Source organism: Roseateles sp. P5_E11 (assembly GCF_054049355.1).
In genome coordinates, this window is the sequence record NZ_JBFUMO010000129.1 from 1 (window position 1) to 12,428 (window position 12,428).

The following is a 12,428-nucleotide window of genomic DNA, read 5'->3' on the forward strand; positions in this document are numbered from 1 at the left end:
GACCTGCCCCTGGTCGAGCTGGACGCCGTGCTGATCGAGCGCGTGCTCGTCAACCTGCTGGAGAACGCGGCCAAGTACGCGGCCGGCGCCATCCGCATCCGGGCGCGCACGGCGGGGCGGCATGTCGAGATCGACGTCAGCGACGCCGGCCCTGGGTTTCCCGCGGGCCTCGAGGACAAGCTCTTCGACAAGTTCGAGCGCGGCGACCGCGAGAGCGCCACGCCCGGTGTCGGCCTGGGCCTGGCCATCTGCAAGGCCATCGTGGAGGCGCATGACGGCCGTATCAGCGCCCACAATGTCGCGACCGGCGGTGCCTGTGTGCGAGTGGAACTGCCGCTCGGCCAGCCGCCGGCGGAGAAACCAGAGTGAGCGCTGCACGCGTGTTGATGATCGAGGACGAACCGGAGATCCGGCGCTTCGTGCGCATGGCGCTGGAGAGCGAAGGCCTGGAGGTCTTCGAGGCGGCGACTTTGCAACGCGGGTTGATCGACTCGGCCACGCGCCGTCCCGAGCTGGTTGTGCTGGACCTGGGCCTGCCCGATGGCGATGGCCTGGACTTCATCCGCGAGTTCCGCGGCTGGTCGCAGGCGCCCGTCCTGGTGCTGTCGGCCCGTGAGGGCGAGGACCGCAAGGTACAGGCCCTGGACGCCGGCGCCGACGACTACCTCGTCAAGCCCTTTGGCGTGGCCGAACTGCTGGCCCGCGTGCGCGTGCAACTGCGCAGGCACGGCGGCGGCGGCAACGACGCCGACCCGGTGCTGCGCTTTGGTGACGTCGCCATGGACCGCGCGTTACGCACGGTCACCAAAGCCGGCGAAGAGCTGCACCTGACGCCCATCGAATACCGGCTGCTGCAGGAGCTTGCCAACGCTCCGGGGCGCGTGTTGACCCACCAGCACCTGCTCAAGGCGGTCTGGGGCCCGGGCCATGCCGAGGACGTGCATTACGTGCGCGTGCACATGGCCAATCTGCGCAAGAAGCTCGAGGCCGATCCCAACCGGCCGCAGTGGCTGGTGACTGAGGCGGGCGTGGGCTACCGGCTCAAGACATGAATCCGGAAGACCTGCTGAAGCTCGTCACGACCAAGATGCCCTTCGGCAAACACAAGGGCACGCTGATCGCGGACTTGTCCGGCAACTACCTGGGCTGGTTTGCGCGCGAGGGATTTCCGAAGGGCGAGATCGGACGGCTGCTGGCCTTGATGTACGAGATGGATCACAACGACCTGCGGGGCCTGCTCAAGCCGCTGCGGGGGCGTGGCCGATGAAGCGGCTGCTGCTGGCGTTGGTGCTGGGGTCTGCGCTGGTGGTGGCCAGCCTGGCTGCCCGCGCTGAAGGCGATGGCCGCTTCACCGTCGTGCGCGTGGACCTTGCCACGCAGAAGCTGCTTCTGTTCTGGCAGGATGACCGGGGCCGGGCGCTGCGCCGGCTGGACAAGTTGTCGGCCTGGTTGAGAGGACAGGGCAAGACGCTGGCTTTCGGCATGAACGCCGGCATGTACCACGCGGACGCGAGCCCCGTTGGGCTGCTGGTCATCGACGGGCGCGAGCTCGCGCCGCTCAATCTATTGAGTGGAGAAGGCAACTTCTTTCTGAAGCCCAACGGTGTTTTCCTGCTGACGGCTCACGGAGCTCAGGTCGTCGACGCGGTGGACTACCCGGCGCTGCGCGAGGGTGTCCTGTTCGCCACGCAGTCGGGGCCGCTGCTGCTCAAGGACGGCCAGATCCATCCGGCCTTGGGCGCCAATTCGGCGTCGCGCTATATCCGCAACGGCGTCTGTGTGCTGGGCTCGCAGGCCCTGTTCGTCATCACCGAGCGGCCTGTCACGCTGCACGAGTTCGCCAGCTTCTTCCGCGACGAATTGCACTGCAAGGAGGCGCTGTATCTTGACGGCGCGGTGTCCAGCCTCTACGCGCCCAGGCTCGGGCGCAACGACCATTGGAGCGAGCTCGGGCCGCTGTTTGGCGTCGTCGAATGACGCCGGCCCAGGCCGCGCTTTCGCCGGCCTGAACCGCGCGGTGAGCGGTCTGTCGCAAGCGCGTTGGAGGCTGGCCTCTGGATCTCTAGGCTGCGCTCATTCACAAGATGAGGAGTGGCCATGCTGCAGATCCAGAACGTCTCCAAGAGCTTCGGAAAACTCAATGCCGTCGACGGCGTGTCGCTGGAATTGAAGYCCGGTGTCGTCGGCCTGATCGGCCACAACGGCGCGGGCAAGAGCACGCTGATGCAGATGCTGGCCACGCTCACGCGGCCCACCAGCGGGCGCATCCTGCTGGACGGTGAGGACATCGTCACCAAGCCCGAACTGATGCGCCGGCGCCTGGGCTATCTGCCGCAGGACTTCGGCGTCTACCCGCATCTGACAGCGCTCGAATTCCTGCAGTATTTCGCGGCGCTGAAGGGCGTGYGCGACCGGCAGCGGCTGAACGACCTGCTGGAGCTGGTGAACCTGCACGAGCAGGCCCATCGACCGGCCATCGGCTTCTCGGGCGGCATGCGCCAGCGCCTGGGCATCGCGCAGGCCCTGCTGAACGACCCCGATGTGCTCATCGTCGATGAACCCACGGCGGGCCTGGATCCCGAAGAACGCCTGCGCTTTCGCCACCTGCTGGGCGACCTGGGGCGCAAGCGCCTGGTCATCGTGTCGACCCACATCGTGTCGGACGTCGAGAACATGGCCTCGCACCTGGCCGTCATGCGTCAGGGCTGCCTTGTCGCCTTCGAAACCCCTGAAGCCGTGATCGCTCGCGCCGTGGGCAAGGTCTGGACGGCCCAGCTCGCGCCAGCCGACTACGAAGCGCTGAAGAGCCATGTGCAGGTGCTGCAGGCCCAGCCTCAGGGCAGCCGCATTCAAGTGCGCATGGCGCATCCGTCGCGCCCCTTTGCCGAGGCCGAGCCGGCGAACGCCAGCCTGGAAGAGGCGCTGATGGCTCAACGCTATGCCGATGCGCGGGAGGCCGCATGAACACCAGTCTCTACAAGACCCTGGTGCTGAACGAATGGCGCTTGCGCAGCCGCCGGCTCAGCAGCCTCGTCATCCTGCTGGCCGTGGTGGCCGTGAGCTGGTTGATGGTGCTGGACCCGAAAAGTGGCATGGCCATGATGGTCGTGAACAAGCAGCGCATCGCCTACGAGAGCCAGGCACYCGCCTTTGCGAGCAACCTGATCGCGTCGCTGCTGTTCGGCCTGGCTGGTTTCTACCTGGCGCGTGGTCGCACGCAGGAAGACGTGCGCTGCGGCACCGCTGCCGTGCTGGCCGCCACACCCGTCAGCAACGCGCAGTTGCTGGGCGCGCGCTGGCTGGGCGCCTTCGGCTTCCTGCTTTCGCTGGGCACCGTCGTGATGCTGACGGTCTGGGTGTTGCAACTCGTGCGCGGGGAAGGCCCGTTGCAGCCCTTGCCCTATCTGCAGATGCTGGTGTTCGGGCTGGCACCCGGTCTGATGCTGTGCGCCAGCCTGGCCGTGCTGGCCGACGCCTGGGCGCCGCTGATGGGCAAGCGTGGCGACGCGCTCTACTGGGTCTTCTGGATGGTGCAGTTCGCCTTCATCCCGGCCACGCTGGGGCAGGGCGCCGTGCGGCTGACCGGCTGGCAGGTGTTCGACATCAATGGCATGTCGCCGTTGCTGGTCGGCGTGAGCCAGTTGATGGACGTGACCCACATCAGCGTCGGTGGCAGCCCCTTCGACGCGACGCTGCCCAGCCTGCACATGCCCGCTGGCCTGTGGAGCGCTGAGTTGATCGCTTTGCGCCTGGGCTCGATGGCGCTGGCCCTGCTGCCGCTGCTGCCCGCCGTGATGTTCTTCCATCGCTATGCACCAGACTGCGTGAAGCTGCGCAACCCCGCCGGTCGCTGGCGCATCGTGCAGTTGCTGCAATGGCTGCTGCGCCCGCTGCTGCGGCCTTTCAGCGCCGCCCTTGGCCTGTTGCTGCGCGCCAGCGCCCGCCTGCCAGGCCTGCCCGGCCGCTGGCTGGCGGACGTGAGCCTCGTGTTGCTCAGCCAGCCGCTGTTGGCCTTGGCGATGGGGGCCGGCACGGTGGCCTGCGCGGTGGCGCCGATGGACCTCGTTCCCGCGCTGCTGGCCGCAACGTTGTGCGCCTGGGGCATGGCGGTGGCGGACGTGAGTTCGCGTGATCTGCAGAGCGGCACATGGGCTCTGGCCAGCGCAGTACCCGGCGGCGCGTGGGAGCGCGGCTGGCGCCAGGTGCTGGCGGCCTTGGGGCTGGGGCTGCTGCTGGCCTTGCCGGCCTTGCTGCGGATCTCAACGGTGCAAGCCTTGGCCTGCGTGGCCGGCCTGCTCTTCTTGAGCGCAGCCGCCACGCTGCTGGGCCGGCTGACCCAGGGCTCGCGCACCTTCCTCGCGTTGTTCCTGTTCGCGCTCTACCTCAACCTGCAGAAGACCGGCGTGGCTGCGCTGGACCTGTTGGGTGTGGACGGCGCGGCCAACGCAGCCAGCGTGGCCGGCTATGCGCTGGCGGGCGGGCTGGGGCTGGTAGCACTGCTGGCCTGGCCCCGGCTGCGTCGGACCTGATCCGCCGGCTCTGGCCTACAGCGCCTGCGCGAGGAGTGGCGCAAGATTGACAGGCCATGACTGCACGCTTCGCCGTCCTTCTGCTCGCCGCCACCTTTTGCGGGATGGTCGGCGCTGCTCAGGCCGACGAGCTGCCCAGATCAGCGGCCTGTCGCACCGCGCTGAATGCGCTGGACGAAGCGGAGGAGGCCATCGCGGCGGCCGCTGCCGCTTCATCGACCAGCTTGTCCGATCAGCAGCGCCAGCACTCGGTGGCCGCGCGTCTGCAGCCGCTGCGCAAGCGCGTGGCGGATGCCTGCCTTGGCGGGCTCACCACCTCGCCGCCGCCCTCGCAGCACAGCTGGGTGGTGCCGACCGCGCCCGCACGGCCCGGCGTGGTGGCGCCCCGGGTGCCCATGCCAACCGTGCCGCCCGTGGCCTTGCCGCGTCCGCAAGCGCCGGTCACCGTGACCCAGTGCAATGCCGCCACCTGCCTGGCCATCGATGGCTCGACGCTGACGCGGGTCGGCCCCACCCTTGTCGGACCGCGCGGTTCATGCACCGTGCAAGGCGTCTTCCTGCGCTGCCCGTGATCAGCGCCGCGACCTGCTGGCCAGCACCAGCGCAATGCCGCCGAGGATGGCCGCCGAGGCCAGCAGCAGGCGCGGGGTGACGGCCTCCGACAGCAGCGCCACGCCGCCGAATGCGGCAATCAGCGGCACCGACAGCTGCACGGTCGCGGCCCGCAGCGCGGACAGCCCGCGCAGCGCGGCGTACCAGATGACATAGCCGATGCCGGACGTGACGGCGCCCGAGGCGACGGCCAGGGCGATACCGGTGGTGCTGGCGCGCGCCTGGGCTGCGAACAGCAGGCTCACCAGCAGAGCGAGTGGCGTGGCGCGCAGGAAGTTGCCCGCTGTCGCCGCCAACGGATCGCTCACGCCGCGGCCGCGCAGCGAGTACAGGCCCCAGGCCAGGCCCGCTGCCGCCATCATGGCCGCGCCGAGGACCGGTGGCGCCGCCACGCCGGGCGACACCAGATAGACCAGMCCCGCCACGGCCAGAGCGAGGCCGAACCAGGCCAGGGGCCGGAACCTCTCGCCCGAGCGCAGCCCCACGCTGAACATCGTCACCTGGACCGCGCCGAACAGGATCAGGGCGCCCGTGCCCGCTGACAGGCTGAGGTAGGCGAAGGAGAAAAAGGCGACGTAGGCGAACAGCATGGCCGCGGCGAGCCAGTCGGAATGCGTGGCGGCGGCCTGGCCGGGCCTGAGCCGCACGATGGCCGCGAGGGTGACCGCCCCGGCGGCCAGCCTGATGCTGCCGAAGCTGGCCGCATCGATGAGATCCTGCCGCAGGGCGAGCCGGCAAAGCAGCGAATTCGCCGCGAAGGCCAGCATCGCCGTCGTGGTCAGGGCCAAGGTCTTCAGCAGGGGCAGGCCGGCGCGCGACTCAGACATGGACCCCCACCAGGACCGCGGCCCAGCCCAGCAGCGCGACGCCCAGCGGCGTGCTCAGCCGGTGGCCCCAACGGACATTCTTCTCAACCGCCATGACCGCGGCCAGCAACAGCATCCAGCCGAGGCTGCCGGTGCCGAGCGCAAACATCAGCAGCATCAATGCCCAGCAGCAGCCGACACAGAACAGGCCGTGGTGGGCGCCCAGCATGAACGCGTGCCGCGCCTCGGCGTGGCCGCGCCAATGCTGCATGACGAAGCTCAAGGGGGTGCGGCACTTCTCCAGGCAGCGGTGCTTGAGGCTGCTGAACTGGAAGGCCCCGGCCAAGGCGATGATGGTCGTGCCGATCAGCCAGCCATGCCAGGCCAGCAGGGGCACGCCGTTGACGAGCGCCAGCAGCCCCGCGTGCAGCACATGGGCCACGAGCCCGAAGCCGCCCCACACCGCCATATAGCCCAGGYCCAGCAGCAGGAGCAGCCGGCGGTGGTCCGCCCGCCGCGCCGTCAACCGGTCGAAGGCATTGAACAGGGGCAGGGTGGTCGGCAGCATCATGGCCGTGGTCATCAGGATCCACGCGGCGCTGTAGAGCAGCGCGGGCACGATGACGTCGCCGCCGGGAATGACCCGGCAGACGAAGGCGGCCGGGCCCGAGGCCGTCCAGTCGCCGTGGTCGAGGTAGCGGCCATAAGGGCTGCCCGCCCAGGCCCACAGCGCCAGCCAGGCGAGCCCGGCCAGCGCACTCAGCACGACGAGGAACACGCGGCGATGACGGGATTCGCCTGCTGGCGGACCCGCCGCTACGGCGCCGCCAGCGGCGCTCAATGGTGCACCCTTCGGCCTGCGGCCTTGCCTGGCCGACAGCGCGGCCAGGCGTTCGCCAGGCATGGGATGCCCACAGGGCATCCCATGTCCGGGCTCACTCCCGCCAAGCGGGAGCGAGCTTGCTTGGGGCGGCCCTGCGCGGCGCTCATGCGTCGAAGACGAAGGTGCTCTGCAGGGCGTTGTGGTTCTTGAGATCGAGGTCGATGCCCAGTGCCGGGTTCTTGGAACGGTAAGTCGGGGCCTTGCCGACAAACACCGGCGCGCCCGGCACCGTCGAGAACACGGTGTCGGACAAGGTCGTCAGGCCGCCCATCGCGCCGCGATAGGGCTCGAGTTCGGCGTAGTAGTTGGTGCCGATCTCGAGGATGCCCTTGCCGTCTTGCACGGTGAACTTGATGGGCGCCCGCTCGACCGACACCACCGTGCCAATGAGGGCGGCGAGATCGGCGACCGGCCCGCCGGCCTGGCCCGTGTAGACCTTGAGCAGGGCTGCCTCCTGCGCCGCCGATGCCTTGTCGTCGACAAAGATCGCGGCGGTCCAGTTGCCTTTGAGGATATTGCCGGGGACGTGGGCCACGGCCGCGATGGTGTTGCCGCCGACATCGACGCCGTCGATCACGCCCTTGTCGATGCGCCAGGCGACGATGGTGTCGCAGGTGCCGTTGTCTGGGTCCTCGCCGATCCAGCACGGGCACAGCACATTGCAGTTGCAAACCTCGAGCAGACGACCTTCCAAGTGATAGCCCATATGACTCTCCGTCAAAGCCAAACACAATGAACTTGTCGCCGTGGCTCGGCCGGCAAGGCAAAAATCATCCTACGCCGCGGTGCCGGGTCGAGTCCAGGTTCGTTGAAGACGGCATCCTCAATCGATCACCCCTACTTCGTCGCATCTACTCCGTCGCATCGGCATTCGCCGCCCGCAGCGGGTCCGACACCTCCAGCCAGTCGAGATCGTTCTCCAGCGTGTGGAAGGCGTCGTCGCCGATGTCGCCGGCGTCGCGCATGGCCAGCAGCACCTGCCGGGCCGCCTGCAGCGCGGCGCGGTAGCTGTTGTCGTACTCGGCACCGAATGAAGCGAATGGGCTGCCGCTTTCATGCAGCGGCCGGCCCAGGTGCATCTTCAGGTTCTTGCGCACCAGGCTCGCGGCGGGGGAGCCGTCTGCGGGAAGTTGCTCAAAGGCGGCCTCCAGCATGCGCTGGCGCGCGGCATGCTCTTCGTGCGCCACCGGGTCGCCGTCCTTCAGATTGAGCGCGCGCAGCAAAGGCTTCAGTGTCAGCCCCTGGATCAGCAGCGTGCCCAGCACCACGAGGAAGGCCGTCAGCACGATCAGGTCGCGGGCCGGAAAGCCTTCGGGCAGCGCCAGCGCCGCCGCGAGCGTGACGATGCCGCGCATGCCCGCCCAGGAGATCACCAGCCCGCTGCCCACGCTGGGCCGCAGCATGGGCCGCGGCGGATTGAAGCCGTGGCGGTGGTCACGCCAGCGGATCGCGGCGTTGAAGGACATGTGCCAGGCGACGCGCACGACGATGACGGTGACCAGCACCGCGGCGGCCACCAGCAGGTATTGCGTTCGGGCTGACGGCTCCAATGCCATCAGGATGKGGCGGATCTGCAGCCCGATGAAGATGAACGCAAAGATGTTCAGCGCGAACACCACCGTGGCCCAGACCGCGTTGGTGGGGATGCGGATGCGCGCCGGGATGCGCGCCGGCGCCATGCGCGCCAGCGTCATGGCGAAGCAGACCGTGGTCAGCACGCCCGACAGCCCGACATGCTCCGCCAGCTGCCACACGCTGATGGTGCCAATGAACTGCAGGATGATGGCCGTGGGAATGTGCTGCACATGCTCGAACATGCGCTGCACCAGCCAGCCCAGCGCAGGCCCCGCGATCAGGCTGCCCAGCACGGCCAGCAGGAAGGTCGGCGCCACCGCCTGCACCGAGAAGCCGCCGGCCGCCACTGCACCGACGGCCAGGCGGTAGATCAGCAGGGCGCTGGCGTCGTTGAGCAGGCTCTCGCCTTCGAGGATACCCAGGATGCGCTGCGGCGGGCGCAGCGGCCGCAGCACCGCAGTGGCCGCCACCGCATCGGGCGGCGCGACGATGGCGCCCAGCGCCACGGCCGCGGCCCATGGCAGGCCCGGCACGAGGGCGTGAGCCACCATGGCCACTGCGGCCGTCGTCAGGCCCACCGCGAAGATCACGAGGCTGACCAGAGGCGCCCAGTTGTCTCTGAGGTCCCGCAATGACGCGTCGTAACCAGCGTCGACGAGAACCGGCGCGACGAACAGGGCCAGCACCAGTTCGGGCGGCAGGCTGGGGCTGGGTGCACCCGGCACCAGGGCCAGCAGCGCGCCGCCAATGGCCAGGAACACCGGGTAGGGCGCGCCCGCACGCCGCGCGGCGGCAGCCAGTGCCACGGCGGCGACGAAGAGGACCAGGATTTGTTCGAGCTCCTGCACCGGCCGGAGTATGGCGACCTCGCCCTGGCAAAGGAAGGCGGGCCCGGCAGGCCGACGGTCGTAGCATCGCTTCCCAACACCCAGTCCCCAGGCCGCGCCGTGAAGGCGCGCCGGTTGCTTACCGAAAGCAAGTCATGACCGGCATCTCCGAGCGTCTGCTCACCGCCTTTGAAACGCACGACGTTGAAGACATCCGGGCCGTCCTCGATGCCGGCTTCGATGCGAGTTCAAGCATCGGCGGCAAGACGGTGGTCAACCATCTGATCGAGATGTACTTTCGTTCGGACCGGTTTGCCACCTGCCTTCGGTTGCTGCTGGAACGTGGCGCCGTGCTGGACGACCCGCACCTGGCGCCGGTGCTGCTCAACGACGCCGACGCGCTGGCCACCGCCGCGGCGACCAATCCAGCGTTGCTGCGGCACCGCACGCAGATGCCCTGCACCTTCACGCCGCTTGACGGCGCCACGCTGCTGCATGTGGCGGCGGAGTACGGCCACGCAGAGGTCGCCGAGCGGCTGTTGGCACTGGGCGCAGACCCGAACGCCGCGGCCGATGTCGACGCCGACGGGCTGAACGGTCAGACACCGCTCTTCCACACRGTCAATGCCAACGCCAACCGCTCGGCGCCTGTGATGCGCCTCTTGCTGGCCGCCGGCGCGCGGGCCGATGTGCGTTTGCGGGGCATCACCTGGGGCCGCGGCTTCGACTGGGAGACGGTCTGCTACGACGTGACGCCGCTGTCCTACGCCCAACTCGGCCTGCTGCCGCAGATGCAGCGCACCGAGGCCGACACCTACGCCAACATCGTCGAACTGCTCGCGGCCCTGGGGCGGCCCGCGCCGCGGCTGGGCAATGTGCCGAACCGGTATTTGCGCTAGCGCTCCCGCAGGCGATCCAGCACCGGCTTGACGTCGATGATCGGCGTGCCGTCGAAGGCTTCGAGATGGAGTGCCTGGTAGCGAAGCGGGCYGTCTTTCTCGACCAGCGTGACGCGGTGCAGCCCCACCGGGTTGGGCCGGTCCTGCGAGCGGGTGCTGAACACGCCGCGCAGCGGGGCGTTCAGGTCGTCGCGTGGATGCACGCTCAAGGTCTCGCGCTGGCCGCGGTCCAGCCAGGTCAGCAGCAGGATGTCGTCACCGACCTGCAGGTCGCGCAGGCCCGCCTCGAAAGCGGGCAGGAACTCCAGCCACGCCGTGGGGGCGCCTTCATCGCCTTGCTTGGGCGCCTGCTCCCGGCTCGTCAGCGGTGAGCGCACATGGCCGATGGGTTGGAGGACGAACATCTGTTCTGCGCGACGGCGCGGCGCCAAGCCTCAACGCTGACGCCACGGCGGCGGCGTTTCGTTGGTGATGTCCGTCGCCCGCGCCCGCTCGGCGTCGAGGGGGCGGATCTCCAGCGTCAGACCGAAGGCCAGGCAGGGGTTCTGCGCGGCGAGTTCGGCCGCTTCCTCCAGGCTCGTGGCGACGATGAACCAGTAGCCGCCGACGATCTCCTTGGTCTCCGCGAAGGGACCGTCGGTGACCAGCCCATGGGCAACGAGCTTGCCTTCGGGCGCCAACCGGCTCCCGGGTTTCATCCGCCCCGCCGCGAGATGGCCCTCGTACCAAACGTAGAACTGATCGATGGCGCGCTGGACGTCCTCGCGAGACGCTTTTTCGTCCCACTGCCCACGCGACACAACGAGGTATTCGTGCTGCGGTTGGTTCATGGGTGGATGGTAAATGCAGGGGGACCGTGGAGCGTTCCGCGGAGGCCGAGTTGGGGAGCCAGACCTCCCGCGCCACGGCCTTTGCATCGATTGCTGAAGCCTCCCATAGGCAGCTTCAGGCTGGGGCTGTCCTTGGTAGTTGGCGCCCGAGGGTCAGCAAAGTGCCCATTGCGGGTAATCGCCTTGGCTCGATCAATTCACGCACCCGGCCATGAGCAGGCGCAGGCGAACGTCAGCTTTGTTGTGCATCAATTTGACCTTGGCTGAGCAGGCAAGAGTATTGCGCTCGGTCTGTGATGTGTTGTCTCTAGGCTGGAAGTGATCATTTCCATCCAAGGGAATTTCCCCAGCCTCGAGCCTCAGTGCACGTGTTCCGTGGCGCGCCCGATCGCTTCAGTAGCGATTTCGGAGCCGTTCGCCATGATCGGTCTGTCTCCAACGGCCATTACCTGGTGTTCGCAGTCTTCGTCCGAGAGGCTGTACAGCGACTGGATGAACACCAGACGTACCATGACCTCGGGGGGCGGTCGGCCGCACTTGCTGCGGTCGGGTCGCGGGCAAGGCGCATCGACCTGAGTCGAAATAGCCGCGAAGTCGATCAGTTCGTCCATCGCTGCCAGATTGGCGATGAAGCCGCGCCCATCTGGTCCTGACGCTGATCCTGACCGAACAGGTCGGACGAATGCTGGCGGCGCCAGAAGGCAGACGGCTTGATGCACGGCGTGATCATCGTCCGGATAGTGCCCGAGACGGCCAGCGGGCGTGAGAGCGGTTTTGGGAAGCGCCCCATCGAAGCAGAGGTAGGATTCCAAGCGCCACAGTTGTTTGAGCGTGTTTGAGTCGCTTTTCTTCAGCCGGCGTGTGATAAAGCCTTGGAAATAAGGTAGTCAATTCTCTCGAGCTGACTACCCTGATCGCATCTGCAGGTCCGCTTTAGGCAGAATCGACCGTGGGCTCAAGTGTAACGTAACGCATTATCTCGGAAAAATCTTTGGAATGATTGATGCTGTACATCCACTGAATCTGATTGTCGGGATTCGTCATATCGTAGTTGATGCAGAGAGTCTGCACGCCCGCTTGGTGGGCCCATTCGTCATTTAATGAATTTCCTATAAATAGCGCTTCATGCGGCTGGATTTCTCTCTCTTCCAGCACTTGCGTGATGTATTGAGATTTGCCCTGGAAGTCATACTTCGTTCCAATGATGGATTTCAATTCGCTATTTGGTCCGAATTTCATGTCGTTCGCGCGAACATCCTCAAATTTCTCGTAAAGGTTCCCGAGCACTCGTTTAATGATGTGTTTAATGGATCCCGATACGATAAACATTGGAATTCCGGCCGCATGCAGTTGATTTACCGTTTCGACCACGCCTGGCAAGAGTTGAATGTCAGCAGAAATTTTGTCAAGGACGGTATTCTTTAGTCGACGTTCGCGAAATTTCTCTTCGGTTATCCGGCACCAATC

Annotated in this window: 16 protein-coding genes; 8 read left to right on the forward strand and 8 right to left on the reverse strand. The window is 67.2% G+C overall.

Features of this window, described 5'->3' with window-relative positions:
* The 7 genes from ACXJKR_RS12030 to ACXJKR_RS12060 all read left to right on the forward strand — a co-directional run.
* The coding region (locus ACXJKR_RS12030) for an ATP-binding protein (RefSeq protein ID WP_457323030.1) at positions 1–369 on the forward strand (369 nt) is incomplete at its 5' end.
* 17 nt (positions 370–386) lie between these two features.
* The gene (locus ACXJKR_RS12035; protein ID WP_056197196.1) at positions 387–1,052 is read left to right on the forward strand and encodes a response regulator; all 666 of its coding nucleotides are present in this window, start codon (positions 387–389) and stop codon (positions 1,050–1,052) included.
* The gene (locus ACXJKR_RS12040) at positions 1,049–1,267 is read left to right on the forward strand and encodes a DUF3820 family protein (protein ID WP_457323031.1); all 219 of its coding nucleotides are present in this window, start codon (positions 1,049–1,051) and stop codon (positions 1,265–1,267) included. The genes ACXJKR_RS12035 and ACXJKR_RS12040 overlap by 4 nt, the downstream gene beginning before the upstream one ends.
* Positions 1,264–1,977, forward strand: coding sequence for a phosphodiester glycosidase family protein (locus tag ACXJKR_RS12045; protein ID WP_457323032.1), 714 nt, complete (start codon positions 1,264–1,266; stop codon positions 1,975–1,977). Before ACXJKR_RS12040 ends, ACXJKR_RS12045 begins: the two co-directional genes overlap by 4 nt.
* A gap of 120 nt (positions 1,978–2,097) precedes the next feature.
* Positions 2,098–2,964, forward strand: a complete 867-nt coding sequence (locus ACXJKR_RS12050; RefSeq protein ID WP_457323033.1) for an ABC transporter ATP-binding protein — start codon at positions 2,098–2,100, stop codon at positions 2,962–2,964.
* Positions 2,961–4,529 (forward strand): hypothetical protein, encoded by a 1,569-nt coding sequence (locus tag ACXJKR_RS12055; protein WP_457323034.1) that lies wholly within the window; start codon positions 2,961–2,963, stop codon positions 4,527–4,529. Before ACXJKR_RS12050 ends, ACXJKR_RS12055 begins: the two co-directional genes overlap by 4 nt.
* Before the next feature lie 56 nt (positions 4,530–4,585).
* Positions 4,586–5,101, forward strand: coding sequence for a hypothetical protein (locus ACXJKR_RS12060; RefSeq protein ID WP_457323035.1), 516 nt, complete (start codon positions 4,586–4,588; stop codon positions 5,099–5,101).
* Here ACXJKR_RS12060 and ACXJKR_RS12065 read toward each other — a convergent pair whose 3' ends face one another.
* The 4 genes from ACXJKR_RS12065 to ACXJKR_RS12080 all read right to left on the reverse strand — a co-directional run bounded on the left by ACXJKR_RS12065 (position 5,102) and on the right by ACXJKR_RS12080 (position 9,253).
* Entirely contained in the window at positions 5,102–5,968 is an 867-nt protein-coding gene (locus ACXJKR_RS12065; protein WP_457323036.1) for a DMT family transporter, read from the reverse strand.
* The gene (locus tag ACXJKR_RS12070; protein WP_457323037.1) at positions 5,961–6,851 is read right to left on the reverse strand and encodes a DUF2182 domain-containing protein; all 891 of its coding nucleotides are present in this window, start codon (positions 6,849–6,851) and stop codon (positions 5,961–5,963) included. The genes ACXJKR_RS12065 and ACXJKR_RS12070 overlap by 8 nt, the downstream gene beginning before the upstream one ends.
* An 82-nt stretch (positions 6,852–6,933) precedes the next feature.
* Positions 6,934–7,536 (reverse strand): DUF1326 domain-containing protein, encoded by a 603-nt coding sequence (locus tag ACXJKR_RS12075; RefSeq protein WP_457323038.1) that lies wholly within the window; start codon positions 7,534–7,536, stop codon positions 6,934–6,936.
* A gap of 145 nt (positions 7,537–7,681) precedes the next feature.
* On the reverse strand, positions 7,682–9,253 hold the full coding sequence (locus tag ACXJKR_RS12080; protein ID WP_457323039.1) for a cation:proton antiporter: 1,572 nt from the start codon (positions 9,251–9,253) through the stop codon (positions 7,682–7,684).
* Between the two features lie 134 nt (positions 9,254–9,387).
* Between ACXJKR_RS12080 and ACXJKR_RS12085 the strand changes: the two genes are divergently transcribed.
* On the forward strand, positions 9,388–10,131 hold the full coding sequence (locus ACXJKR_RS12085) for an ankyrin repeat domain-containing protein (protein ID WP_457323040.1): 744 nt from the start codon (positions 9,388–9,390) through the stop codon (positions 10,129–10,131).
* Here the strand turns inward: ACXJKR_RS12085 and tsaA are convergent.
* The 4 genes from tsaA to ACXJKR_RS12105 all read right to left on the reverse strand — a co-directional run.
* Positions 10,128–10,535, reverse strand: a complete 408-nt coding sequence (tsaA, locus tag ACXJKR_RS12090; RefSeq protein ID WP_457323041.1) for a tRNA (N6-threonylcarbamoyladenosine(37)-N6)-methyltransferase TrmO — start codon at positions 10,533–10,535, stop codon at positions 10,128–10,130. The genes ACXJKR_RS12085 and tsaA overlap by 4 nt on opposite strands.
* A 30-nt stretch (positions 10,536–10,565) precedes the next feature.
* Complete coding sequence (locus ACXJKR_RS12095; protein ID WP_057299926.1) at positions 10,566–10,961, reverse strand: YciI family protein; 396 nt, start codon at positions 10,959–10,961, stop codon at positions 10,566–10,568.
* A gap of 359 nt (positions 10,962–11,320) precedes the next feature.
* Positions 11,321–11,773: a hypothetical protein gene (locus tag ACXJKR_RS12100; RefSeq protein WP_457323042.1), complete on the reverse strand. Its 453-nt coding sequence runs from the start codon at positions 11,771–11,773 to the stop codon at positions 11,321–11,323.
* 121 nt (positions 11,774–11,894) lie between these two features.
* Positions 11,895–12,428: HAD family hydrolase (locus ACXJKR_RS12105; protein ID WP_457323043.1), on the reverse strand; the 534-nt coding region annotated here is incomplete at its 5' end.